At 64.3% G+C, this 24,224-nt stretch carries 27 protein-coding genes; 17 read left to right on the top strand and 10 right to left on the bottom strand.

Annotation, left to right across the window (positions count from 1 at the left end):
• Positions 1–19 precede the first annotated feature (19 nt).
• Complete coding sequence (locus MLB1_RS06485) at positions 20–2,200, top strand: heavy metal translocating P-type ATPase (protein ID WP_180748821.1); 2,181 nt, start codon at positions 20–22, stop codon at positions 2,198–2,200.
• Positions 2,201–2,266: 66 nt separating this feature from the next.
• Here MLB1_RS06485 and MLB1_RS06480 read toward each other — a convergent pair whose 3' ends face one another.
• Positions 2,267–3,046 (bottom strand): sulfite exporter TauE/SafE family protein, encoded by a 780-nt coding sequence (locus MLB1_RS06480; RefSeq protein ID WP_180748820.1) that lies wholly within the window; start codon positions 3,044–3,046, stop codon positions 2,267–2,269.
• 132 nt (positions 3,047–3,178) lie between these two features.
• Here MLB1_RS06480 and MLB1_RS06475 point away from each other — a divergent pair, with 132 nt between their 5' ends.
• Entirely contained in the window at positions 3,179–5,263 is a 2,085-nt protein-coding gene (locus MLB1_RS06475; RefSeq protein ID WP_180749727.1) for a M13 family metallopeptidase, read from the top strand.
• Positions 5,264–5,353: 90 nt separating this feature from the next.
• Here the strand turns inward: MLB1_RS06475 and MLB1_RS06470 are convergent, their stop codons facing one another.
• On the bottom strand, positions 5,354–5,725 hold the full coding sequence (locus tag MLB1_RS06470; protein WP_180748819.1) for a nitroreductase family deazaflavin-dependent oxidoreductase: 372 nt from the start codon (positions 5,723–5,725) through the stop codon (positions 5,354–5,356).
• A 21-nt stretch (positions 5,726–5,746) separates the two neighbouring features.
• Between MLB1_RS06470 and MLB1_RS06465 the strand changes: the two genes are divergently transcribed.
• From MLB1_RS06465 to MLB1_RS06430, 8 genes are all read left to right on the top strand, one after another.
• Complete coding sequence (locus MLB1_RS06465; RefSeq protein WP_180748818.1) at positions 5,747–6,136, top strand: nitroreductase/quinone reductase family protein; 390 nt, start codon at positions 5,747–5,749, stop codon at positions 6,134–6,136.
• A gap of 43 nt (positions 6,137–6,179) precedes the next feature.
• On the top strand, positions 6,180–7,502 hold the full coding sequence (gene hemL, locus MLB1_RS06460) for a glutamate-1-semialdehyde 2,1-aminomutase (RefSeq protein ID WP_219602830.1): 1,323 nt from the start codon (positions 6,180–6,182) through the stop codon (positions 7,500–7,502).
• Between the two features lie 8 nt (positions 7,503–7,510).
• Entirely contained in the window at positions 7,511–8,113 is a 603-nt protein-coding gene (locus tag MLB1_RS06455) for a histidine phosphatase family protein (protein ID WP_180748816.1), read from the top strand.
• A 3-nt stretch (positions 8,114–8,116) separates the two neighbouring features.
• Positions 8,117–8,728, top strand: coding sequence for a TlpA disulfide reductase family protein (locus MLB1_RS06450; RefSeq protein WP_180748815.1), 612 nt, complete (start codon positions 8,117–8,119; stop codon positions 8,726–8,728).
• Entirely contained in the window at positions 8,725–9,504 is a 780-nt protein-coding gene (locus tag MLB1_RS06445) for a cytochrome c biogenesis CcdA family protein (RefSeq protein ID WP_180748814.1), read from the top strand. Before MLB1_RS06450 ends, MLB1_RS06445 begins: the two co-directional genes overlap by 4 nt.
• A complete protein-coding gene (locus MLB1_RS06440; protein ID WP_180748813.1) occupies positions 9,504–11,093 on the top strand; it encodes a cytochrome c biogenesis protein ResB in 1,590 nt (529 codons plus the stop codon). Before MLB1_RS06445 ends, MLB1_RS06440 begins: the two co-directional genes overlap by 1 nt.
• Positions 11,090–12,082 carry a c-type cytochrome biogenesis protein CcsB gene (gene ccsB / locus MLB1_RS06435; RefSeq protein WP_180748812.1) on the top strand — a complete coding sequence of 331 codons (993 nt, stop codon included), beginning with the start codon at positions 11,090–11,092 and terminating at the stop codon, positions 12,080–12,082. Before MLB1_RS06440 ends, ccsB begins: the two co-directional genes overlap by 4 nt.
• Positions 12,083–12,310: 228 nt before the next feature.
• On the top strand, positions 12,311–13,711 hold the full coding sequence (locus tag MLB1_RS06430) for a MinD/ParA family protein (protein WP_180749726.1): 1,401 nt from the start codon (positions 12,311–12,313) through the stop codon (positions 13,709–13,711).
• A 32-nt stretch (positions 13,712–13,743) separates the two neighbouring features.
• On the opposite strand, the gene MLB1_RS24030 is transcribed toward MLB1_RS06430, so the two are convergent.
• Complete coding sequence (locus MLB1_RS24030) at positions 13,744–13,905, bottom strand: hypothetical protein (protein WP_180748811.1); 162 nt, start codon at positions 13,903–13,905, stop codon at positions 13,744–13,746.
• A 75-nt stretch (positions 13,906–13,980) separates the two neighbouring features.
• Between MLB1_RS24030 and MLB1_RS06420 the strand changes: the two genes are divergently transcribed.
• The 3 genes from MLB1_RS06420 (at position 13,981) to MLB1_RS06410 (ending at position 15,225) form a co-directional block, all read left to right on the top strand.
• Positions 13,981–14,286 (top strand): DUF4229 domain-containing protein, encoded by a 306-nt coding sequence (locus MLB1_RS06420; RefSeq protein WP_180748810.1) that lies wholly within the window; start codon positions 13,981–13,983, stop codon positions 14,284–14,286.
• Positions 14,287–14,415: 129 nt separating this feature from the next.
• Positions 14,416–14,637 (top strand): sigma-70 family RNA polymerase sigma factor, encoded by a 222-nt coding sequence (locus MLB1_RS06415; protein ID WP_180748809.1) that lies wholly within the window; start codon positions 14,416–14,418, stop codon positions 14,635–14,637.
• Positions 14,638–14,643: 6 nt separating this feature from the next.
• A complete protein-coding gene (locus tag MLB1_RS06410) occupies positions 14,644–15,225 on the top strand; it encodes a Clp protease N-terminal domain-containing protein (protein ID WP_180748808.1) in 582 nt (193 codons plus the stop codon).
• A gap of 883 nt (positions 15,226–16,108) precedes the next feature.
• On the opposite strand, the gene MLB1_RS06405 is transcribed toward MLB1_RS06410, so the two are convergent.
• Complete coding sequence (locus tag MLB1_RS06405; protein WP_180748807.1) at positions 16,109–16,981, bottom strand: 1,4-dihydroxy-2-naphthoate polyprenyltransferase; 873 nt, start codon at positions 16,979–16,981, stop codon at positions 16,109–16,111.
• A 35-nt stretch (positions 16,982–17,016) separates the two neighbouring features.
• Positions 17,017–17,634: a superoxide dismutase gene (locus MLB1_RS06400; protein WP_358144963.1), complete on the bottom strand. Its 618-nt coding sequence runs from the start codon at positions 17,632–17,634 to the stop codon at positions 17,017–17,019.
• 433 nt (positions 17,635–18,067) lie between these two features.
• Here MLB1_RS06400 and MLB1_RS06395 point away from each other — a divergent pair, with 433 nt between their 5' ends.
• Positions 18,068–18,841, top strand: coding sequence for an S-methyl-5'-thioadenosine phosphorylase (locus tag MLB1_RS06395; protein WP_180749725.1), 774 nt, complete (start codon positions 18,068–18,070; stop codon positions 18,839–18,841).
• Here MLB1_RS06395 and MLB1_RS06390 read toward each other — a convergent pair.
• Positions 18,838–19,335: a pyridoxamine 5'-phosphate oxidase family protein gene (locus MLB1_RS06390; RefSeq protein WP_180748805.1), complete on the bottom strand. Its 498-nt coding sequence runs from the start codon at positions 19,333–19,335 to the stop codon at positions 18,838–18,840. The two genes, MLB1_RS06395 and MLB1_RS06390, sit on opposite strands and share 4 nt — an antisense overlap.
• 52 nt (positions 19,336–19,387) lie before the next feature.
• Here MLB1_RS06390 and MLB1_RS06385 point away from each other — a divergent pair, with 52 nt between their 5' ends.
• Positions 19,388–19,846: an SRPBCC family protein gene (locus MLB1_RS06385; RefSeq protein ID WP_180748804.1), complete on the top strand. Its 459-nt coding sequence runs from the start codon at positions 19,388–19,390 to the stop codon at positions 19,844–19,846.
• 8 nt (positions 19,847–19,854) lie between these two features.
• Here MLB1_RS06385 and MLB1_RS06380 read toward each other — a convergent pair whose 3' ends face one another.
• The 3 genes from MLB1_RS06380 to MLB1_RS06370 are packed head-to-tail and all read right to left on the bottom strand — an operon-like array spanning position 19,855 to position 21,892.
• Positions 19,855–20,373: a cupin domain-containing protein gene (locus MLB1_RS06380; protein WP_180748803.1), complete on the bottom strand. Its 519-nt coding sequence runs from the start codon at positions 20,371–20,373 to the stop codon at positions 19,855–19,857.
• 35 nt (positions 20,374–20,408) lie between these two features.
• Positions 20,409–21,557, bottom strand: coding sequence for an o-succinylbenzoate--CoA ligase (gene menE, locus MLB1_RS06375; protein ID WP_180748802.1), 1,149 nt, complete (start codon positions 21,555–21,557; stop codon positions 20,409–20,411).
• Positions 21,554–21,892: a DUF3349 domain-containing protein gene (locus MLB1_RS06370; RefSeq protein WP_180748801.1), complete on the bottom strand. Its 339-nt coding sequence runs from the start codon at positions 21,890–21,892 to the stop codon at positions 21,554–21,556. The genes menE and MLB1_RS06370 overlap by 4 nt, the downstream gene beginning before the upstream one ends.
• A 264-nt stretch (positions 21,893–22,156) precedes the next feature.
• Between MLB1_RS06370 and MLB1_RS06365 the strand changes: the two genes are divergently transcribed.
• A complete protein-coding gene (locus tag MLB1_RS06365) occupies positions 22,157–23,452 on the top strand; it encodes an inorganic phosphate transporter (RefSeq protein ID WP_180748800.1) in 1,296 nt (431 codons plus the stop codon).
• 28 nt (positions 23,453–23,480) lie between these two features.
• Positions 23,481–23,762, top strand: a complete 282-nt coding sequence (locus MLB1_RS06360) for a hypothetical protein (RefSeq protein ID WP_180748799.1) — start codon at positions 23,481–23,483, stop codon at positions 23,760–23,762.
• A gap of 47 nt (positions 23,763–23,809) precedes the next feature.
• Here MLB1_RS06360 and MLB1_RS06355 read toward each other — a convergent pair whose 3' ends face one another.
• Entirely contained in the window at positions 23,810–24,196 is a 387-nt protein-coding gene (locus tag MLB1_RS06355; protein ID WP_180749724.1) for a VOC family protein, read from the bottom strand.
• Positions 24,197–24,224 lie beyond the last annotated feature (28 nt).

The raw sequence follows: 24,224 nt of genomic DNA, 5'->3' as shown, positions 1-24,224 counted from the left end.
CTAGGGGTATCATTTAGGCATGGAGTTTGTTGACACCGGCATGGAGACCACTGATCTGCGGTTGCATGGCATGACATGCGCCTCGTGCGCGTCCCGTGTGGAAAGAGGCCTCAACAAGATCGAGGGTGTGACGGCGCGGGTCAATCTCGCGTTGGAGAGCGCTCGCGTTGAGCACGACGGTTCGATCTCCGATGTGGATCTGGTCAAGGCCGTCGAGTCGGTGGGCTACCAGGCTCAGGTGATCGGCGGCTCGCAGCGCGGTGCTGGTTCCGGTCACGAGCATGCCGGTCACGATTCGCAGGACCACATGAGCCACGATGTGCCGGACCGTCAGCTCAAGTCGCGGCTCATCGGCTCGCTCATCTTGGCCATCCCGGTGGTGGCCATCTCGATGGTGATGCAATGGCATTTCCCCGGCTGGGAGATCGTGGTCGCGGCACTGACCACCCCGATCCTGCTGTGGGGCGGCTATCCGTTCCACCGCGCCGCGTTCGTCAACGCACGCCATGGCGCGTCGACGATGGACACCCTGGTTTCGTTGGGCACCATCGCCGCATTCGTGTGGTCGCTCTGGGTGCTGTTCGCCGGTGCCGGGCACACCCACGGCGACGTCCACGTCTACTTCGAGGTGGTGGCGGCGGTGACCGTCTTTCTGCTCGCGGGCCGGTTCGCGGAGTCACGCGCCAAACGTTCGGCGGGCTCGGCGCTGCGCGCGCTGCTGTCTCTGGGCGCAAAGGAAGTCGCAGTGTTACGAGGCGGGCATGAGACACGCATCCCCGTCGAACAGCTGGCCGTGGGCGACGAATTCGTCGTGCGGCCGGGGGAGCGCGTAGCCACCGATGGCGCGGTGATCGACGGCCACTCGGCGTTGGACACCTCCACCATGACGGGCGAGTCCGTGCCTGTCGAGGTGGGTGCGGGCGATCCGGTGGTGGGCGGCTATGTCAACACCCACGGACGGATCGTGGTCCGCGCGAACAAGGTTGGTGCGGATACCCAGCTGGCGAGGATGGCGCAGCTGGTTTCGGATGCGCAGACCGGCAAGGCGCAGGTGCAGCGGCTCGCCGACCGGGTGTCGTCGATCTTCGTACCTGTCGTGCTCGGCATCGCGGCGCTGACGTTCGTGGCCTGGGTGGCGCTCGGCTTCCCGCTCTCCGCGGCGTTCACCGCGGCCGTCGCCGTGCTGATCATCGCGTGCCCATGTGCACTCGGATTAGCCACGCCCACGGCCATTCTGGTGGGTACCGGACGCGGTGCGCAGCTGGGTGTGCTGATCAAGGGCCCCGAGGTTCTGGAGAACGTCAAGAACATCGACACCGTCGTGCTCGACAAGACGGGCACCGTGACCACCGGCGCGATGAGCGTCGTGGCAGTGCGGCGCAGCATCGGGTCAGGTGTCTCCGATGCCGATGAGATCCTGCGCATCGCTGCCTCGGTGGAATCGGCCTCCGAACATCCGGTTGCCCACGCGATCGTTGCGGCGGCAGGAGCTGCTCAACTCATCCTGTCGCCCGTCACGAACTTCCGCAACGAACCCGGCATCGGCGTTGTGGGTCTTGTGGACGGTCAAGAGGTTTCGATTGAGGCCATACCCGGTCAGAACACCACCGCGGCGGTCAGCTGGGGCGGATTGCGCCGCGGTGAGATCGAGGTGGCCGATACGGTGAAGCCGTCGAGCCGGCAGGCCATCGACGAGCTCAAGGCCATGGGCATCACCCCGGTGCTGCTGACGGGCGATAACGCCGAGGTGGCCGCGCGCGTCGCGGAGGAAGTCGGCATTGACCCCGGCAATGTGATCGCCGGGGTCAAGCCCACCGAGAAGGCTGATGTCGTCAAACGTTTGCAGGCCGAGGGCAAGAAGGTGGCCATGGTGGGCGACGGTGTCAACGACTCCGCCGCACTCGCGACCGCCGATATCGGGATGGCCATGGGCACGGGTACCGATGCCGCGATCGAGGCCAGCGACCTGACCCTGGTGCGTGGTGACCTCACCACCGTGCCGACGGCACTGCGTTTGTCGCGCAAGACACTTGGCACCATCAAGGCCAACCTGTTCTGGGCTTTCGCCTATAACACCGCCGCGATTCCGCTGGCCGCATTGGGTTTGCTCAACCCGATGATCGCGGGGGCAGCGATGGCAGTGTCATCGGTCTTCGTGGTGCTGAACAGCCTGCGGCTGCGAACCTTCCGTCCCCTCTAGCGCCGACACGCCGTGTGGTGGCGGTTCCGTATCGCACTTTGTCGCCACAGGACGGCGTGTCGACGCTCAGAAAAGCAAGCGCCACAGGCCGATCAGGCCCACCGCCACGATCACCACGCGCAGCGCGCCGGGCGAGAGCCTGCGCCCCCAGCGTGCACCCGCCAGACCGCCGGCAAACGAACCAACCGCGATGATTCCCGCCACGGTCCAGCTCACCCGGTCGAAGGCAACGATCGTATAGGCAAGAGCCGCAACAATATTCGTGACCATTGCGAGCACATTCTTGGCGGCGTTCATCCGCTGCATGGATTCAGGCAGTAGAGCGCCCATCACCGCGATCTGCATGATTCCTTGGGCAGCGGTGAAGTACCCGCCGTAGATCCCGACAAGAAAGTTGCCTCCGGTGAGCGCGGCCATACGGCCCGGAGGGACATGGTCGGCGTCCAGGCCCTGCGCTTCAGAACGCTTTCGCGCCCACGCCTGAATGCGCGGCCCAACCACCACCAGAACAAGCGCCAGGATCAGCAGTATCGGCACGATGGTGACGAACGTCTTCTCGGGTAGGTGCAGCAGCAGGAACGAACCGATGAGTGCGCCGAGCAGCACCGCGGGTATCTGCCATTTGAGTCGCGACCATTGTCCGGACAGTTCGCGGCGGTATCCCCAGACGCCCGTCATGCTGCCGACCGTCAGCCCGACGGCATTGGACATCGTCGCGACCACCGGTGGATAGCCGAACGCGATGAGCGTGGGGAAGGTGATGAGGGTGCCCGACCCGGCGACCACGTTGATTGCGCCGGCACCGAAAGCGGCAAGCGCGACGAAAAACATCTCCTGCACCGGCACTCGTGCCAGCGTACGACCGTTAGCCAGTCGAACCAATTCCTACTCTCAGTGAAACCCGCCACAGGTGCTGGATCCTCTTCGCGCACGCGGCTCATCGACGTGATGCTCGACGCGGCGGCGTAGATGGGCAAAATGGTGGGCATGCGTGTAAGTCGATCCGCCGGTGTGGCGGCATTAGTGCTGGCCATGTCCATCTCAGGGTGTACCCGAGACCAGCCGACCGCCCCGGTGGCGTCGAACGCTCCCGTTCCGACGTTCGACAACGCTCAGCTGAGCATGCGTTTTGCCGCGTGTGCCGACCTCAACGGGTTTGTGAACGCCAAGTGGGTCGAGCAGGCCACCATCCCCGCGGACAAGTCCAGCTATGGCAGCTTCGACATGCTGGCCGATGAGTCCCGCAAGGTTCAGCACGAGATCCTCGATGGTGCGGTCTCGGGGCTCGGGACCGCCGACCATGAGTCCGTCAACTATCAGGTCGGTGTCCTCTATCGGGCTGCCACCGATGACGCGAAGCTGGACTCCGCGGGATATGACCCCATCCGGCCAACGCTCGCCGCGATCGAGCAGATCACGTCACCCGAGGAGCTCGCGGCGTTTCTGGCCGCCGATGGAGCCACCGGACAGCATTTGGTGTTCGATTTCACGGCCGGTGCGGATTACGCGAACGCCACCGAGCAGATCGGCTATGCCACCGCCGACGCGCTGGGCATGCCCGCCAAGGACTACTACACCGATCCGAAGTACGCGACCGTGTTCGATGCCTACCGTTCGTACATCACGTCGACCTTCGGATTGATCGGAGCGGACCAGGGGGCCGCCAAGGTTCGTGCAGAGCAGGTGGCCTCGCTTGAATCGGGATTGGCCGCCGCGACGTTAAGCCCGGTGCAGCGACGCGATCCGGCCAATCAGTACAAGCTGGTGACCGTCGAGCAGGCCGACGCGGTGACACCGCATTTCGAATGGGGCGCCTACCTGAAGGCGCTCGGAGCTCCGCCCGCCAGGCCGTTCTCGCTGGCCGAGACCGAGTTCTTCACGACGTTCGATCGGCTGCTCGCCACCACTGACGTGGACACCTGGAAGTCGTACCTGACGTTCCATGCGGTACATCGGTCGGCTGACGCGTTGTCGAAGGCATTCCGGGACAACGCCTTCAAGTACAAGTCGGCGCTTACCGGAACCACGGCACAGCGGCAGCGGTGGGAGCAGGGCGTTGAGATCGTCAACAAGCTGGTGGGTCCCGCGCTGGGACAGTTGTACGTCGACCGGATGTTCAGCGATCGCGCGAAGCACGCCGCCACCGAAGTGGTGGGCAACGTCAAGGAGGCGTTGCGCAAACGCATCGAGGCCGTCGACTGGATGAGCCCGCAGACCAAACTTGCCGCAAAGGGCAAGTGGGACAAGCTGATCCTCAAGGTGGGGTTCCCCGATAAAAATCGGGACTACTCGAAGCTGAAGCTGGCAGGCGATAACTTCTACGCCGACCGGGCCACGGCGCTGAAGTTCAACCACGACTTCGACATGGGCAAGATCGGGCACCCCACCGACAGGTCGCTGTGGGGGATGACGCCGCAGACGGTCAACGCTCAGTACGACCCCACCGAGAACAGCATCACCATTCCCGCCGCGATCCTGCAGGCACCGTTCTATGACGCCAAGGGTGATCCCGCGTTCAACTACGGCGGTATCGGTGCGGTGATCGGTCACGAGTTCACCCATGCGTTCGACGACGAGGGCAGCCAGTTCGACGGTGAGGGCAACCGGGTCAATTGGTGGACGCCGAACGATCGAGAGGAGTTCGAGAAGCGTGCCAACCGGCTGGTGGAGCAGTTCAACGCCTACGCGCCGATTCCGGGCCATCCCGAGCTGCACGTCGACGGCAAGCTCACCTTGGGGGAGAACATCGCCGATCTCGGCGGTATCAACACCGCCTATGACGCGCTGGTCGCCGAACTGGCCAAGAAGGGCAGCGGGGACACGCTCAGCGGCATTGTCGGATTCAACGCCAAGCAGCGGTTCTTCCTGAACTACGCCAGGATCTGGCGTGACAAGCAACGACCCGAGGACGCCATCACGCAGCTGGCCAGCGATCCGCACTCTCCGGCCGCGTTACGCGTCAACGGTGTGGTGCTGAATGTCGCACCGTTCGCCGCCGATTTCGGCTGTCTGTCAGGCGATCCCATGGTGAACGCGCCGGGCAAGTTCGTGAAGATCTGGTAGGCGCTTTCGCGTTTCCCCTCGCGAGCAGACATGTATTGCACGCTCGACCTGCGATCTGTGTGCAATACGTGTCTGCTCGCGGGATGGAAGTTAGGCGTAGGTCAGCAGTACGGCCTGCTCGAACGGGAGTTTCCCGAACGTGCGGCTCTTCACCAGCGTCGCGGCCTCATCCCGGTTGACGACCCGGGGGTTGACCACGGTGTGTGTCTTGCCTCGGCGCACAACCTTCCCGCCTCCGGCGGCTTGCAGGTTCTTGAGCCAGTCGCGGTCCGGGCCATAAGTCAGCAGGATGGCAACGCCGTCAGGCGTTAGGAACGCCGTGACGGGTGTTCGGAACTCCTTGCCGGACTTGCGGCCCTTGTGCTCGATGATCGCGAAGCTCGGTGCCCAGCCCGCCCACAACCGCTGGATGGGGTTGGTGACGTACTTGTTGATACGTGCGACCGATTGCGGTATTTGCATGCCCCCATCAAACTGTGATTCATGGCATACCTCAAGCCCCCATGGTTCGTGAAGAACATCTTCAACCGGGTGGCCATGGCCGCCAATATTGGTGAGACCCTCACGATCACCAAGCGGGTCAGCGGAGAGTCGCAGCAGATCCCTGTGGCCACTGTCGACGTCGCTGGCGTCAAGTACCTGGTATCCACCCGCGGCGAGAGCCAATGGGTCAAGAACATCCGGGCCAACCCGCAGGTGACGCTGACGGTCAAGGGCGCCAGCACGGTATACACGGCCGCCGAGGTCCCGGCGGCCGACCGCGCGCCCATCATCGCCGCCTACAAGCCGAAAGCCGGAAAGGTGGTCGATGGTTACTTCGCCAAGCTGCCCGAGGACGCCGATCACCCCACCTTCGCGCTGACACCTACCTGATCCACTACACCCTGTAGTGGACGATTTGGCGGCTGCTGAGACACTGGATGCCGTGCCTGACGCGTCCTCATCGCTGCCTAACTCTGCGCGACTGTTCGCCGAGGCCTCCGCCGTCATCCCCGGTGGTGTGAATTCGCCGGTGCGTGCCTTCGCCGCGGTAGGCGGTACGCCGCCGTTCATTAGATCGGGCTCCGGGTGCTGGCTCACCGATGTCGACGACAACCGATACGTCGACCTGGTCTGCTCGTGGGGCCCGATGATCTTGGGGCATGCTCACCCGGCGGTCGTGGATGCCATCCGGGAGGCCGCGCTAAGCGGTACGTCCTATGGCGCCCCCACCGCGGGGGAGATCGAGCTGGCGCGGGAGATCATCGACCGCGTGGCACCGGTGGAGCGGGTGCGTCTGGTCAACTCCGGCACCGAGGCCACCATGAGCGCGGTGCGCCTGGCACGCGGATTCACCGGACGGCCCAAGATCATCAAGTTCGCCGGCTGCTATCACGGCCACGTGGACGCGCTGCTTGTCGACGCCGGATCGGGGGTCGCCACCCTGGCGCTACCCTCAACGCCCGGTGTCACCGGCGCTGCGGCTGCTGACACAATCGTGTTGCCCTACAACGATATCGGCGCAGTGGCTCGCGCATTCGCCGAGCAGGGTGACCAGATCGCCGCGGTCATCACCGAGGCCGCCGCAGGCAATATGGGCACCGTGGCCCCGGCCCCGAATTTCAACGCCGGGCTGCGCCGCATCGCCGAAGACCATGGCGCACTGCTCATCATGGACGAGGTCATGACGGGCTTCCGGGTCAGCCGATCCGGCTGGTTCGGGGTCGAACAGGTGCCTGGCGATCTGTACACCTTTGGCAAGGTGATGAGCGGTGGTCTGCCGGCTGCGGCTTTCGGTGGCCGCGCCGACATCATGGAGCGCCTCGCGCCGCTGGGGCCGGTGTACCAGGCCGGCACGCTGTCCGGCAATCCAATCGCGGTCGCCGCAGGGCTGGCCTCGTTACGTGCTGCAGACGCCAAAGCGTATGAGACGCTTGACCGTAACGCTGACGCGATCATCGCGCTGCTCACCGCATCGCTGGACGCCGAGGGTGTTCCACATCAGATCAGCCGGGCCGGCAACATGTTCAGCGTCTTCTTCGGTGCCGAGCCGGTGCACGATTTTCAGACCGCGAAGGCGACGGAAACGTGGCGATACCCCGCGTTTTTCCATGCACTGCTGAGCCGTGGCGTGTATCTGCCGGCGAGTGCGTTCGAGACCTGGTTCGTTTCAACCGCCCTCGATGACGAGGCGTTCGACCGTATCGCCGACGCTTTGCCTGCCGCTGCCCGAGCCGCGGCCTCTGTTGAGGAGAGGTAAGAAACCCGATGACCCGCACCATCGTTCATTTGATGCGCCATGGCGAGGTACACAACCCCGAAGGAATTCTGTACGGCCGGCTGCCAAATTTCCGGCTGTCGGAAAAGGGCCAGGCGCAGGCCGCGACGGTGGCGAAATCGTTGGTGGATAACAAGATTACCGCCGTAGTCGCCTCACCGCTGTTACGTGCCCAGCAGACCGCCACGCCCATCGCCGAAGCTCACGGGCTCACCATCGTCACCGACGAGGACCTCATCGAGGCCGGGAACTCCTTCGAGGGTATGCGGGTGTCGGTGGGTGACGGCGCATTGCGTGACCCCCGTAACTGGTGGAAGCTGCGGGACCCGTTCACCCCGTCTTGGGGAGAGTCGTACAGCGATATCGCCCACCGGATGACGGCGGCGATCGACCGCGCCCGCACCCGCGCCGAGGGTGCCGAAGCGGTGTGCGTGAGCCATCAGCTGCCGGTGTGGACCGCGCGCCAGTATCTGCTCGACAAGCGACTGTGGCATGACCCGCGCAAGCGCCAGTGCAATGTCGCGTCGCTCACCTCGCTGGTGTTCGAGGGGCCGGATTTCGTCGACGTCGTGTACTCGGAACCGGCGGGGTAGTCGGTGCGACGTGTGGTCGCGGCGATGGCCGCGCTGGTACTGCTCATCACCGCGTGTTCCACCGGTGATGACGCGGTCGCGCGCGGCGGGCAGTTCCAATTCGTCTCACCGGGCGGTAAGACCGATATCTTCTACGACCCGCCCGAGACGCGGAAGACGCCCGGCCCCATCGAAGGGCCAAGCCTCCTGGATCCCACAAAGACGCTGTCGCTCAACGATTTCAGCGGAAAGGCCGTCGTCCTCAATGTGTGGGGGCAGTGGTGCGGTCCGTGTCGTTCGGAGTTCTCGGCCCTGGAAGACGTCTACAAGGCCACCCATGCGCAGGGTGCGGAGCTCCCCGTCGAATTCTTGGGCATCAACGTCCGGGACAACGAGATCACCAAGGCACAGGACTTCGTGGCCGACCGCAAGGTTCCGTATCCGTCAATCTATGACCCACCGATGCGCACGCTTATCGCGTTCGGCAAGAAGTTCCCCACCGGGGCCATCCCGGCCACCCTGGTGCTGGACCGTCAGCACCGCGTGGCCGCAGTGTTCCTGCGTGAGCTACTCACCGAGGATCTGCTGCCTGTCGTCGAACGTGTTGCGAAAGAGCCTGCAGGAGACATGAAGTGATTCTCGCCGACGCCGGCTCCTCTTTCCAGGAGGTGGCGACCAGTGGACCGCTGCTGCTGGCGCTGGGTGCCTGTGCTCTGGCCGGGCTGGTGTCGTTCGCCTCGCCGTGTGTGATCCCGCTGGTGCCCGGGTACCTGTCCTATCTCGCGGCCGCGGTGGGTGCTGATGATGAGGACGGCGGACGCGGCGCACGGCTGCGAATCACCGGATCCGCACTGTTGTTTGTAGCCGGATTCACCGCGGTGTTCCTACTGGGCACGGTGGCCGTGATGGGCATGACGACCACGCTCATCACCAATCAGGTTCTGCTGCAACGTATCGGCGGCGTCATCACGATTGCGATGGGACTGGTGTTCATCGGTCTGGTCCCGGCGCTGCAGCGCGATATCCGGTTCACGCCCCGCCGCCTGTCCACAGTGGCCGGTGCGCCGCTGCTGGGTGCGGTGTTCGCGCTCGGGTGGACGCCCTGTCTGGGCCCCACCTTGACCGGGGTCATCGCGGTGGCATCGGCCACCGAGGGCGCCGATGTGGCCCGCGGGATCGCGTTGGTGATCGCGTACTGCCTTGGGCTGGGCATCCCGTTCCTGCTGCTGGCCTTTGGATCGGCGCGCGCGGTGCGCGGTTTGGAGTGGCTGCGGCGGCACGCCCGCACCATCCAGGTCATCGGCGGTATTGCACTGCTGGTGGTCGGAATAGCCTTGGTGACCGGAGTGTGGGCGGACTTCGTTGCCTGGGTGCGTGACTCATTCGTCACCGACGCGAGGTTGCCCATCTGATGAGAAGGATTCTGGCCTTCGTGCGGAACACCTGGCGCGGTCTGACCTCCATGGGCACCGCGCTGGCGCTGCTCGTATTGCTTGCTCTCGGTGCGATACCCGGTGCGATGCTGCCGCAGCGTGCACTCAACGAAGCCAAGGTCGACGAGTACCTGGTGGAGCACTCCACCCTGGGCCCCTGGCTCGACCGAGTACAGGCCTTCGACGTGTTCTCCAGCTTCTGGTTCACGGCGATCTACGTGCTGCTGTTCATCTCGCTGGTCGGATGCATCATCCCGCGGACCGTGGAACACGCCAAGGCGCTTCGCGCGCAGCCGGTTCCGGTGCCACGAAATCTGGGGCGCCTGCCCAAGAATACGAAGAGCACCGTGCGGGCCGACCAGTCCGCTGTTGCCGCAATCATCGACGGCCACCTCAAGGGTTGGCGCAAGACCACCGGTCAGAACGGCGAGATAACCGAAATATCGGCCGAAAAGGGCTACCTGCGCGAGTTCGGGAACCTGGTTTTCCACCTCTCATTGGTGGGCCTGCTCGTCGCGTTCGCCGTCGGCAAGCTGTTCGGATACGAGGGCAATGTCATCGTCATCGCCAACAACGGTCCGGGATTCTGTTCGTCATCGCCCGCCGCCTTTGACTCGTTCCGGGCGGGCAACACCGTCGACGGCACCAGCCTGGACCCCGTCTGCGTCAAGGTCAAAGATTTCAAAGCGACATATTTGGCGTCGGGACAAGCACATTCATTTGAATCCAATATCGAGTACCAAGCCGCCAGCGACCTGCAGGCCAACAACTGGCGGCCCTATCGGCTGGAGATGAACCACCCGCTGCGCGTCGATGGCAACCGCGTCTACCTGCTCGGCTACGGATACGCACCCACCTTCACGGTGACTTTCCCGGACGGCCGTAAGCGCAGTGAGACCATCCAGTGGCGCCCTGACGACCCGAGGACGCTGCTGTCCTCTGGTGCGGTGCGGATTGATCCGCCGGCCGGGACGTATCCGGATCCCAACGTGCGTCGCAAGAACCAGATCGCCATTCAGGGACTGTTCGCACCCACGGAGCAGCTGCACGGCACCTTGCTTTCGTCCAGCTTCCCGGAGATGCGTAAGCCTGCGGTGGCCATCAACATCTACCGCGGTGACACCGGGCTGGACTCGGGCCGTGCCCAGTCGATCTTCGAGCTCGACCCCCGGATGATCGAACAGAAGCGGCTAAACCAGGTGGCGCGCGCCAACTTGCTGCCGGGGCAGTCGGTCAAGCTGAACGACGGCACCATCATCAGGTTCGAAGGCGCCGTCAACTTCGTGAACCTGCAGGTGTCACGTGACCCCGCTCAACTGTGGGTGCTGATCTTCGCCCTGACCATGATGGCGGGCCTCGTGGTGTCGCTGATCATCAAGCGCCGTCGTGTCTGGGCTCGGCTTACTCCCGGCGCGGTCGCGGGTACGGTAAACATCGAGCTCGGAGGGCTGGCGCGTACCGACAGCTCCGGCTGGGGCGATGAGTTCGAGCGGTTGTGCGACCGCTGTCTTGACGGTCTGCCCGTCGTCGCAGCCGGGAACGGCCACACAGATGAGGATGCCGAATGAATTCGACCGATATCGACGTGAATCTGGCCAGGTTTTCCGACTACGCCTTCACCTCCGCGATCGTGGTGATGGTCGGTGCGCTGGTGCTGTTGGCCATCGAGCTGGCGTACCGGCAGAGCAGCAAGACCGCCCAGCGGGAGCTCGTCAGCTCGGGCGGCGAAGTGGTGTCCGCCGACGAAAATCGGCCGGGTCTGGTGGTGCCGAAGGGCAAACGCCCGCTCGGTGAGCAGGTCGGCGGCGCCGGGTTGGCGCTTGTCTACCTGGGCATCGGACTGCTGCTGGTGTGCATCGTGTTGCGCGGGCTCGCTACCACCCGGGTGCCCTGGGGCAACATGTATGAGTTCATCAACCTGACCTGCGCCTGCGGCTTGATCACGGCGGGGGTGGTGCTGCGTAAGAGATCCAATCGTGCGCTGTGGGTGTTTGTGCTGATTCCGGTGCTGATCCTGCTCACGGTGTCGGGCCGGTACCTCTATACCTATGCCGCACCGGTGATGCCGGCGTTGCAGTCGTACTGGCTGCCCATTCACGTGTCGGTGGTCAGCCTCGGGTCGGGTGTTTTCCTGGTCGCCGGCGTGGCGAGCATCTTGTTCTTGGTCAAGATGTACTTCCCGGACGATGCCGAAGCTTCTTCGCGCGAGTCGCTCATCAGAACGATGGTCCGGCGGCTGCCCGACGCCCAGACGCTCGACCGGTTGGCGTATCGGACCACCATCTTCGGATTCCCCATCTTCGGGTTCGGCGTGATCTTCGGTGCGATCTGGGCCGAGGAGGCGTGGGGCCGATTCTGGGCCTGGGACCCCAAAGAGACGGTCTCCTTCATCGCCTGGGTTATCTACGCCGCCTACCTGCACGCACGATCGACGGCCGGCTGGCGAGACAGGAAGGCGGCATGGATCAACGTCGCCGGATTCATCGCGATGGTGTTCAACCTCTTCTTCGTCAATCTGGTGACGGTCGGTCTGCACTCGTACGCCGGCGTGAACTAGGCGTGAAGTCTGGGGGACTGTTCCGCCGGATGGGCCCATCACACCTGCGATAGGGTGCGAACCTAGTGCTCTCCGAACTCGAGCTGCACATCCGACCAATGCATTGGGGGATCGATGTCTGACTATCCCGCGCACCGCGCGCCGGATGGGCCGTCGCCGTACGCCGACGAGGCGCACAGCGGGCCCACGGCTCCGCCATGGGCAGCGCAGGAACCGGCGCAGCCCGTGATGTACGGCCAGGGCGTGCCGCAGCAGCCTCATGAGATGACGCAGCAGTTCCAGGCGATCCCGTTCCAGGACCCGTTCGCGCCACAGCAGGACATCGCCGGCTTGGGCGGGCACGATCCCTCGGTGCCTTCGCTGAACACGCTCGGCGGCTCGTTCGCACCGCTGGACTTCACCCCGTCGGGAGCGCAAGAGATCACCGATCCCACCGCGATCGGTGCGGCCGGATCGTCCGGTGGCCCGGGTGGCTTTAGAGCCGACAACCGATTCAGCGATATCGGTGAGCAGCAGGCCGCGCCGACTCCCTTCACGGCCGATCGCTGGGGTAGCGACACCCCCGCAACGGGTATCCCGCAGCAGGCCCAGCAGCCTCCTGTCAGTGGCTCTCGGTACTACACCCCGGTCGGCGGCCAGCAGACCGGGATCGGCGCCCAGGTTCGACCCGAGCTGCCGCCCTCCTCGCGTGACCTGTCCACCTCGGCACTGCTGCGCCCGCATAAGCCGGCGCCGTCCGCCGGTTGGCGAAAGACCGTATACCGCGCGTCGTTCGGGACGGTCAACCTCGGCGAGGGCACCAAGAAGACCGAGGAAAACGACCTCGTCGCCCAGGTGAACCAGCCACTGCAGGGCTGCTACAAGATCGCCCTGCTGAGCCTCAAGGGCGGCGTCGGCAAGACAACCGTCACTGCCACCCTCGGCTCGACCTTCGCGTCGATCCGCGGTGATCGGGTGATCGCCGTCGACGCGAACCCGGACCGCGGAACGCTGAGCCAGAAGGTGCCGCTGGAGACGCCGGCGACGGTGCGTCACCTGCTGCGTGACGCGAACTCGATCCAGCGCTACAGCGATGTCCGCAGCTACACCTCGCAGGGGCCGAGCCGTCTGGAGGTGCTTGCGTCGGAGAGCGATCCGGCGGTATCGGAAGCCTTCAGCGCCGAGGACTACTCGCGCACCCTGGAGATCTTGGAAAAGTTCTACAGCGTGGTGCTCACCGACTGCGGTACCGGACTCATGCACTCGGCGATGTCGTCGGTGCTGGAGCAGGCCGACACGCTGGTCGTCATCAGCTCCGGGTCGGTGGACGGTGCGCGCAGCGCTTCGGCGACCCTTGACTGGCTCGATGCGCATGGGCACCGGGAGCTGGTGCGCCGATCTGTTGCCGTCATCAACGCGGTGCGCCCGCGTTCGGGCAAGGTCGATATGCAGAAGGTCGTCGACCACTTCTCGCGTCGGTGCCGTGCAGTGCGGTTGGTGCCATTCGATCCGCACTTGGAAGAGGGCGCCGAGATCAGCCTGGACCGGCTGCGGCCCGCGACGCGTCGCTCGCTCATCGAGTTGGCCGCCGTTGTGGCGCAGGGATTCACCGGCACGCAACGCCAGCAGCAGCAGACGTTCCGGGGCTAGTCGCTAGTGGTGCGGCCGCTCGCCGCACAACTTCAGTGTTCGGACGGATCGTCCCTGCTGATGCGCCAGAGGAATTCGGGGTCGTCGTCGGGGCCGGTGACGCGGGTCTGCGGACGGGTCGGGACGGATTGGCTGATCCGCCAACCCGCATAGATCAGCGCCGCGAGCACAGCCGCGATGAGCACGTAATACACAAGAGCCTCCTGAACAACTAACTCCGAATATACGCGCGGCCAACGTCTGCGTTTTGGCAACGATAGGGTGGTGACGTGGCTGAACGGTCGCCGGGGAGCCGGCTCGCTATGGATATCGCGTTGTACACCCTGGCGCGGTTGGGTCTCGCGGTCGTCTTGACGCTCGTCATTTTCGGGGTGGCCCGGCTCATTGGCTACGCGGACTTCCCGTTGGCGGTCGCGATCTTGTTCGCGTTGATCATCGCGCTGCCGTTGGGTATGGCGGTGTTCGCACCGCTGCGCCGTCGGGTGACCGCAAGCATTGCCGTCGTCGACGAGCGGCGCCGTGCCGAGCGTGCCGACCTGCAGGCGCGGTTGCGCGGCGAGAAGCCGAAAGACTAGTTCTCGCCGACACTCCGCCTTGTGGCGGATTCGTGTCGCTTATTTCCGCCGTAAACGGGCGTGTCGACGCGCACCTTGACGTGTCAACTTTCCTTGACGCATCTGGGATGTCAATCTATGTTGACAGACATGAGCGATCTCCCGACTGCTGATCTGGACGACGCCATCAGCAGTACCGATCCGGCCGTGGGCCTGCGGGCAGTGCAGGCCCTGCGGCGCCTGTGCGAACGACTGGAGGCGATCCACGTCGCCAACGCCCGCGGCCAGGGCTGGAGCTGGCAGGCCATCGCCGAGGCGCTCGAAGTGAGCCGCCAGGCAGTGCATCAGAAATACAACCGCGCGAGGAAGTGAGCAGCCATGTTCGAGAAGTTCCAGAAGTCGGCGAAGGTCGCTGTGGTGCTGTCGCAGGAAGAAGCCCGCGAGATGGACGAATCCCGCATCGGCGCCGAGCATGTCCTGGTCGGTGTGTTGGAGAGTGCCGGTGAGTCGCTGACCGCGTTATTGGGTGGATACGGCCTGACGGCCGACACCGTCCGCGACCGGCTGCGCGCAGGTGCGCAGGAACCGCCGTTGGATGACGAGGACGCGCAGGCGCTCAAGGCGATTGGCATCGACCTTTCCCAGGTGCGCGACAGCGTCTCGAAAGTCTTTGGCCCGCAGGCGTTCGACAAGGCCTTCGAACAGTCGGGGCGTCGTAAGGGGCGTATCCGTGGCTGGCGTCCGTTCGGCATGATCCCGTTCAACTCGTCGGCCAAGAAATGCCTGGAGCTGGCGCTGCGGGAAGCCATTGCACACAAAGACAATTGGATCGGGTGTGAGCACATGGTGCTGGGCATCCTGCGCGGCTGCGACCCGGTGGCATTGGCCGTCATCACCGAGCGCGTGCCTGCCGATGAACTGCGGCAGGCTGTGGTCGGTCTGCTCGATCAGGCCGCTTAGCGGCTTCGACGACTGGCGGAGCTGGGGCAGGGCCGAGGACATATCGCATTAGCGGAGACGGGCATCGGTCTTGTCGTGAGCGAATTTATGACGTTGAAATCGCGAGGCCTGAGGCACGCTTCGACTGGCCACGAGGCGCTCGAATCACCTCTTACCACTGGGGTGTTCCATGGTCAACAGGTCATTGGCTGCAGCCCTCGTCAGAATCTGCCGATGGCGGCGGTCCCTTCGTGCGGCCATCGCCTTGCCGAGCTTCCGGTCCAGGTAGCGGGCGGTTGGACCCCCATCGCGGCACGCATACCCCTTCCGGGGTAGGGGTTTCCGCATCCATTAACTTCAGATTGAATTAAAATGAACAAAAGGTGTACTGTGAGTGACATACAAGCGGCGCCTAGCGCTTTCGTTGGCAGTGGGTTACCGGGGGCCGCACCTGAATACGCGGACCTCACGGAGTCGACATGTATGCACTTACCAAGGCAAGAAACATTCTTTGTTGTACGGCGCTGTTAGCTCTACCGCTCTATGGACTCGGGGTGCAGGGCGTCAGTGTTCTGCGCGAGCCGGCGGTAGGGGAATCGCTGGCGGGCCCGATCGAGCCGCCAATACCCGGACCGGGCGTGGGAGATGGTTCGCGTCAGTCATTCACCAATCAGCAGCCCGGCAGGGATGGCAACAGCGGCTGGGGAACGCTTCCCCAGGGCCAGGGACATGCGTGCCAGAACAGCTGGATATTTTGCGATGCCACCGGTAACCCGAATCGCTCAGATCTACCTCCGGGCTACACACAAGGGGGCGGATGGGTGAGCGCACCCGACCACACCGGTGTTACATGCCAAAACACCGGCGTTGTCTGTAAGAACTTTTCGTAGCGGCCCTCGGGCGCTTAGCTCAACCAGGCCAGCGCGGAGGCGGTGAGAACCGCCCAGCCGAGCATGGCGAGTCCGGTGTCACGCAGCGTCGGGATCAGCGCTGGCCCTTGGGCTTTAGTGACCACCGGACGAGCCGCCTTGACCATCAGGGGCAGCATCACGAGGCCCAGTAGGTACCACGGGTGACGGACGCCCAGGCCGATGCTGACCAGGATCGGGACGCTAAGCAGTGCCGGGAACAGGATCCGGGTGCGCGCATCGCCCAACCTGACGGCCAACGTGATCTTCCCTGATTCGCGATCGGTGGGAATGTCCCGCAGGTTATTGACGACCAGTACCGCGCTGGAGAAGCTGCCGATCGCCACCGCCAGCGCCACGCCGATGGGGCTGACCGCCCGGATCTGCACGTACTCGGTGCCCAAAACGGCCACCAAGCCAAAGAACACGAAGACGGCGATCTCGCCAAAACCGCTGTATCCGTAGGGTTTCGACCCACCGGTGTAGAACCAGGCGCCGGCGACGCACACCACACCAACCGCCACCAGCCACCAGGCGGTCGTGATGGCCAGTGCCAAACCTGCCGCCGCACCCAGGGCCAGGAACCCGATGGCGACGGCCTTGACCGCTGACGGGGACGCCAGCCGAGAACCGACGAGGCGCAGCGGACCAACCCGGTCGTCATCCGTCCCGCGGATTCCGTCGGAGTAGTCGTTGGCGAAGTTGACGCCGATGATCATGCATACCGATACAGCCAACGCCAGCAGGGCTTTCCACCACACAGCCGAGCAGGCGGCCGCAGCGGCGCCCGTGCCCGCGATCACCGGTGCCAGCGCGTTGGGCCAGGTGCGGGGGCGGGAACCTTCGATCCATTGCGCGACGCTGGCCATGTGGCGATCCTGCCATGGCCGCGTCCGAACATTCGCTACGGGAAGATCAAGCCAGGTGTCTTCGATAGTGCCGCGGAAAAACGTGCCTGTACATCGGGCCAATTCACCACGTTCCAGAAGGCCTTGACGTAGTCGGCCTTCACGTTCTTGTATTGCAGGTAGTACGCATGCTCAAAGACGTCCAGGCCGAGGAGCGGGACGGTACCGAACGGCACGTTGGCCTGTTGGTCGTACATCTGGAAAGTCAGCAGCTTCTTGCCGAGGGTGTCGTACCCGAGCCATGCCCAGCCCGAGCCCTGAACACCGTTGGCAGCCGCGGAGAACTGCCCGCGGAACTTGTCGAAGCTCCCGAACTGCTGGTCGAGCGCGGCAGCCAGGTCGCCCTGCGGTTTGTCACCGCCGTTCGGGGAGAGATTTTTCCACCAGATCGAGTGGTTCACGTGGCCGCCGAGATTGAACGCGAGGTTCTTTTCCAGTAGCAGGATCGTGGCGTTGTCGCCCTTCGCTCGAGCCTCGGCGAGCTGGTCCACGGCGTCATTGGCGCCCTTGACATATGCGGCATGGTGTTTGTCGTGGTGGAGTTGGTTGATCTCGCCGGAAATATGCGGCTCCAGGGCTGAATAATCCCAGTCCAGATTCGGTAATTCATACACGCTGGTTGTCTCCTTCGTGGGGGCCGTTCCTTCCCCAGGCTGATCGGCACATGACGCGAGTGCCAGGGCTCCGGCGGATGCTGCGGTAGCTATCAGGAACTGTCTTCGATGTAGTTGAGGCCCAATCGAATTCATCTCCCCACCGTAGCCTCGACCTGGGGCGCGTCAAGGCCAGCGAGCCGGAGGCATTATCGGCGGGCAAGTCTGAATTTCCACCAGCAATTCATACACCTGCGACGCGATCGCCAGGAGCGGGAGTATTCGCTCTGCTATTCGGTTGCGGCAACTACGTATGTATTGCTTGGTAAATTGAGAAATTGGCAGCCGAAATTTGTCGGGAACTATTGCGGGTATTTGGGCGACTAACTATTTGTGCAGTGCGGCCGCACACCCCAACTGGTCGCAAGCCGAAGCGTTGAACGACAATATCGGGATGCTCGCGGTGATTGGTGGTAGCGGCTTCTACTCGTTCTTCGACAAACCCGTGCGGAGCGTCACCCCGGAGACGCCGTACGGTCCGCCCAGCGCACCCATCACGATCGGGCTGGTTGGGGAGCGCGAGGTGGCGTTCCTGCCTCGGCATGGCCGCAGCCACGAATTCTCGCCGCATACCGTGCCCTATCGCGCCAACATGTGGGCCTTGCGTGCGCTGGGAGTGCGCCGGGTCTTCGCGCCGTGCGCCGTCGGCAGCCTGACCCCGGACCTGGGTCCCGGCGCCATCGTGGTGCCCGATCAACTGGTGGACCGCACCAGCGGACGTGAGCAGACCTACTTCGACAGCGGCGGTATCCATGTGGAGTTCGCGGACCCGTACTGCCCCGGGCTGCGTGCTGTCTCCCTGCAACCCGGTGCCGTCGACGGCGGGACCATGGTGGTGGTGCAGGGACCGCGGTTCTCGACCCGCGCCGAAAGCCGGTGGTACGCGTCGCAGGGATTCACTCTGGTCAACATGACCGGCTACCCCGAGGCTGTGCTGGCCCGCGAACTCGAAATCTGCTACGCCGCAATAGCCTTGGTCACCGATCTGGACGCCGGTATCGAACACGGCCAGGGAGTGCGAGCCGTGGATGTGTTCGCGGAATTCGAGCGGAACATCGGCGGATTCAAGGAGCTGGTGCGCGCCGCCGTCACCGCCACCGAATCCGTCGACTCCTGCGCACACTGCCGCGCACACGACGGCGTGAAACTCCCGATCGAGCTGCCCTAGCGAACGTAACGCGTCTGTCCGTGCGGGTTCTTCATGAAGGACAGCACCTTCGACGGCACCACTGTGAACACGATCGCGAACTCGTCGCCCTCGCCGAACCCACCCTCGCTCGTGGTGAACTTCCAGTCCTCGCCGTACTTTTCGAGGTAGGCGTCCGCGAGGTTCTGCAGGGTGTCGGCGTCGATGACGCGTTCGGCCGTCCCCTCGACGACGATGTCGTGCCCGTCATTCCAGGTACTGATACCGGTGGCAATGGCCACGCTGCCGTTCGATTCGAGATTGCGGGCCTTCTGCTCGGTAGGGCCAGTGCAGAACGCGAACGAGTCCCCCTGCCAAAGGCCGACGAGTGGAGTCATGTGGGGGCTGCCATCCGCGCGGACGGTGGTCATCCAATACAGCTCGGCAGTGGCCAGCAGCGCCGACACGTCGCTCCATGGAGGCGCGGAGGCGCCGGGCTCGCTGAACCGCTGATCGAAATGCGAGGTAAAGGTCATGGTGATACAGACCCGCCCCGTCGCCAGGATTCATCGCGGGTACCGTCAACCCATGCGTGATTCGGTCACCGTGCACATCGCAGCCCCCGCCGACAAGATCTGGGAACTGGTCAGCGATATCACCAACACGGGGAAATTCAGCCCGGAGACTTTCCAGGCCGAATGGCTCGACGGCGCCACAGGCCCCGCGGTCGGTGTGCGCTTTCGTGGCCACGTCAAGCGCAACGAAATAGGGCCGATCTATTCGACTGTGTGCCGGGTCGTCGAATGCGACCGTGGCCGCGCCTTCGGGTTCGCGGTGCTGTTGCCCAATGGCAAAACCGTCAACACCTGGCGCTATCGCTTCGAGCCTGTCGGCGATGCCACCGATGTGAGCGAATCCTTTGAACTGACACCGACATTGCCGCTACGGGTTTACTGGGCGCTGCTGGGCTGGGCCCGCGGGCGGAGGAATCGGCGTGACATGCTGACCACCCTCAACCGGATCAAGGCGGTTGTCGAGGCCGCCTAGCCGCTGCGCTACCGGGCGTCCAATGCCGACAGTCCGCGCCCCTCTGACCACACCGGACTCGTGGTGAAGTGGTTGTCATACATCTCGGGTGCGGCCTCGAGCTCGCTGATATCGGCTTTGTTGTGGACGATTCGGTCAAGTAGCCGAAAGTAATCGAAGCGCTGCACGCCGGGGGACAACACCGTGAAGATGCTCGCATCGCTATCGGCGGTGGCGCCGAAGGCGTGCGGCATGAGCCGTGGAACCAGCAGGGTGTCGCCTTGTTCAAGAACCTCGATACGATCTCCCGCCAGAATTTCCAGTCGCCCCGACACCAGGTAGAACAGCTCAGTGGACCGGGTGTGGAAGTGCGGGGCCGCACCGTCGGCACCCTTCGGCAGATAGATGCTGAGCACGCTGACCGCCCCACCCGTCGCGTCGGCATCCATCACCAATCCGGTCTTGTTTCCGGCCGCGGTGCTCACGATCTCCTGTTCACCGTCCCGAACCAGCGGCGCGGAACCCAGGACAAACTTTTCGAGTGTCATGGTGGGCAACGCTATGAACTCAAGTGCACTGGAGGTCAAGAGAAGCGTTTGACGAGGGCGCGACGGTCCAGCTTCCCGATCCCGCGGCGGGGTAGTTCGTCGACGACGTGCAGTTCACGCGGTGCAGCGGTGCCATCGAGCGCGGCCGTGACATGTGCCCGGAGATCATCGAGGGTCGGAGTGCCCTCCGGAGACGGCACCACCGCGACGGCGACACGCTGGCCGAGTCGGTCATCGGGCACACCGAACACCGCGCACTCGGCGACCAGCGGATGGGCGGCAAGAGCGGCCTCGACCACCTGGGGCACCACGGTGAGCCCACCGGTGCCGATCGCCTCGTCCAACCGTCCCAATACTCGTAGCCGTCCGTTGTCGAACTCGCCGAAGTCATCGGTGTGGAACCACCCTGGGTCCGCAAAAGACTTGTGGTCGGGCATGTTTCGATATCCGGCCGCCACCGTGGTGCCGCCGAGGCTGATCCGCCCCTCCGGACCGATGCGCACCACGACGCCATTGAGGGCAACGCCGTCGTACACGCATCCCCCACAGGTCTCGCTCATGCCGTAGGTCCGTACCACCGGGACTCGCGCTTGGGCCGCCCGAACGGCGACAGGGGCGGGTAGAGGACCACCGCCCAGGAGGACCGCATCGAAGGAGGCAAGTGCCTCCGATGCTGCCGGGTCGTCCAGGGTCTTGACCAATTGTGTTGCCACTAAGGAGATATACCGCCGATTCCCGGTCATCTCGGCGGCCGCCCGCACGAAGTCGGGTACGGAGAAACCGGCCGAGACGTCGAGTACCACGGGTTCGGTTCCGGCCTGGATGCTGCGCAGCAGCACCTGCATTCCGGCGATGTGATGGGGTGGCAGCGCGAGCAGCCATTGGCCGGTACCGCCCAGGCGTGCGTGCGTAGCCCATCCACTGGCAGCGAGGGCGCCGCCAGTGAGCATGGCGCCCTTGGGTTTTCCCGTTGTGCCGGAGGTCGACACCACCACTGCGACGTCCTCGGCGATGGGTTCGTCGGCGGACAGTTCGGAGGCGAGGAAATGTGCCTGATCGGTGTCATCGGCAGGCACCGGCAGCACGGCGTCGCCGCGGCCGTCCAGCAGCTCAGCGAGGCGGGGGAGCAGGCCGAGCATCGTCTGCCCGCTGGGGACGGGCAGGGCGCGCAGCAGATGTGTCACGCCGGATGATCGGAGGCCTGATCGGAGCCGTTCTCGTCGTGGTCGGCGGGCTCACGCGGATCATCAAGGGGCCAACCCTTTTTGGCCAGTCGCTGGCGTACCCGCTCGATATCGTCCTCGCTCGGCAGCTCGTCGGTGAGCTGGGTGATGAGCACGCCGATGTCGATATGGTCGAAGTCGCTACGCGTCATCAACGCGTTGGCCACGGTCTTGACCTCGTCATTACTCAGACGCCGCCCCAGCAGGGCCAGCAGGGGAACATAGTCGGGCGGCGGGACGCCTTCGGGGTATCCCGCCCGAAGCCAGGTGACGATCTTGTTCAGAAATGCGTTCACGGCCTCTAACTCCTGACAGGGGACGGGCGGCCGTCCTGGTACGTGGCGACTGCTAGCGATGGTAGTGCGGATGGCTTGTGTTGTCGCCAGACAAAAACTAGCCGCAATCAGCGTGGAAACCGGCGCGCAGTCCTAACAGTCAGCACCCGAAAGGTTAACGGAATATGAACTCCTTGCGGGAAATACCAAACTGGCCGGTCAGGGCACGGACTTTGATTGTCATCAGCTGGTCAAAGTCAAGGCCTTTACCCCAGAATTAGCGCCATGGACGCAACCATGATCATCCTGGTGCTGTTGATCGCAACAGCACTGGCCTTCGACTTCACCAATGGGTTCCACGACACCGGTAACGCCATGGCGACGTCCATCGCGACGGGCGCGTTGAAGCCCAAGACCGCGGTACTGCTGGCAGGCGTCCTCAACCTCGTCGGTGCATTCCTGTCCGTCGAGGTTGCCCTCACCGTCACCACCTCGGTGCTCAAGGTGCAGGACAGCAAGACGGGCCACCTACTACCGTCGATCGACGCCTCCACTGGGCTGACGATCATCTTCTCCGGCCTCATCGGCGGCATCCTCTGGAACCTGTTGACTTGGCTGTTCGGCATCCCGTCCAGCTCCTCGCACGCCCTCTTCGGCGGATTGATCGGCGCGGGACTCGCGGCCATCGGCACTGCGGGCGTCAACTGGAACGGTGTCGTTCAGAAGGTGCTGATTCCCGCGGTTGCGGCCCCGCTCATCGCGGGCCTGGTGGCCGCGGCCGGTACCTGGCTGGTCTACCGCATTACTCGCAACGTGGTGAAGAAGCGTCGGGAAGAGGGCTTCCGCTGGGGCCAGATCGCCACCGCGTCCCTCGTCGCGCTGTCGCACGGCACAAACGATGCGCAGAAGACCATGGGCGTTATCGCCTTGGCGCTCATCACGACCGGCCATCTGACCGGCAACGTCAAGGAGCAGGGGCTGCCGTTCTGGATCATCGCCAGCTGCGCGCTCGCGATCGGCCTGGGCACCTACCTCGGCGGTTGGCGCGTCATCCGCACCCTGGGCAAGGGCCTCGTCGAGATCGAGTCGCCCCAGGGCCTGGCTGCCGAGGCATCCTCGGCCGCCATCATCCTGAGCTCCAGCGCTGCGGGTATGGCGCTGTCGACCACCCACGTCGCGACCGGTTCCATCCTCGGTAGCGGTGTGGGCAAGCCGGGCGCCGAGGTGCGCTGGGCCGTCGCCGGCCGCATGGTGCTGGCTTGGCTGGTCACCCTGCCCGCCGCCGGAATCGTTGGCGCGCTGTCCTACTGGCTCTCGCACGTTGTGGCCGGTGTCAGCTCCCCGCTGGTCGGCGCGATCGTCATCTTCGCCGTGTTGGTCGCACTGTCCGGCTACATGTGGTGGCGTGCGCAGCAGCAGAAGGTTGACTCAAGCAACGTCAACGCCGATTGGGACGAGTCGACCAACTCGGTCGTGCCTGCCGACGCCCGCGAGCTCGATGTCGATGCCAGTGGCGATGTGGAGGCCCAGGCGCCCGCGAAGGACAAGACCGGCTCCACCGCCGACACGGCTTCGGTCTGATCAACCCAGCGAACAGAAGGAATCTTCGATGAACTACGCAGAATCCATCCTCAAGGTGCTCGCCGTGGGATTGATCCTCGGTGCAGGCCTGCCCGCCGTCTTCGCCGCAGGCTTGGTCGCCTTCTCCACGGGCTCGGGCGGGGCAAATGACGACGGCACCGTCACGGCGCCCAACCCGGCCGTCAAGTTCCTGGGGCTTGCGCTCTTCACGCTGGTGAGTGCGGTTGTCGTGCTTGCCATCCTCTGGATCACCCGGACCACGATCATCCACCACACGGGAGTCGACCTTTTCCCGTTCCTCAAGAAGTAACGGTCCTCAAGAAGTAACACGGCATCTCACAAGACACCCGGCGGGCGCTACCGCCGGGTGTCTTTGCGTAGAGGGTGGTCCGGCGGTATCTGCACGAAGATCAGCGTGACGCCATCGGGGGCGGCGACATGCATTTCATGTAGGCCCCACGGTTCCTGTTGCGCGGCACGGGTGATCGATGCCCCGCGGCTCTCGAGGTCGGTCTGGGTTGCGTATACGTCGCGTACCTGGAGCCAGAGCGCACCCGGAAATACCGCCGGGTGGCCGTCTGTGCGGCCGTGTCCGGCGATCTCGATGAGGGATTGCCCCGCGAAGAACACCATGCCAGCCCCGTAGTCGCGCGCGACGGCAAGCCCCAGCGTGTCTCGGTAGAACGCCAAGGTCGTGTCATAGTCCTTAGGCCGCAACAATATTCGGCTGGACAGAATCTCCATCCCCGTGTTTACCACGGGGATGGAGAAT

Origin of the sequence: Mycobacteroides sp. LB1, assembly GCF_013449725.1 — a bacterium.
Lineage (GTDB): Bacteria > Actinomycetota > Actinomycetes > Mycobacteriales > Mycobacteriaceae > Mycobacterium.
This window is presented reverse-complemented; position numbering and strand designations above follow the sequence as displayed.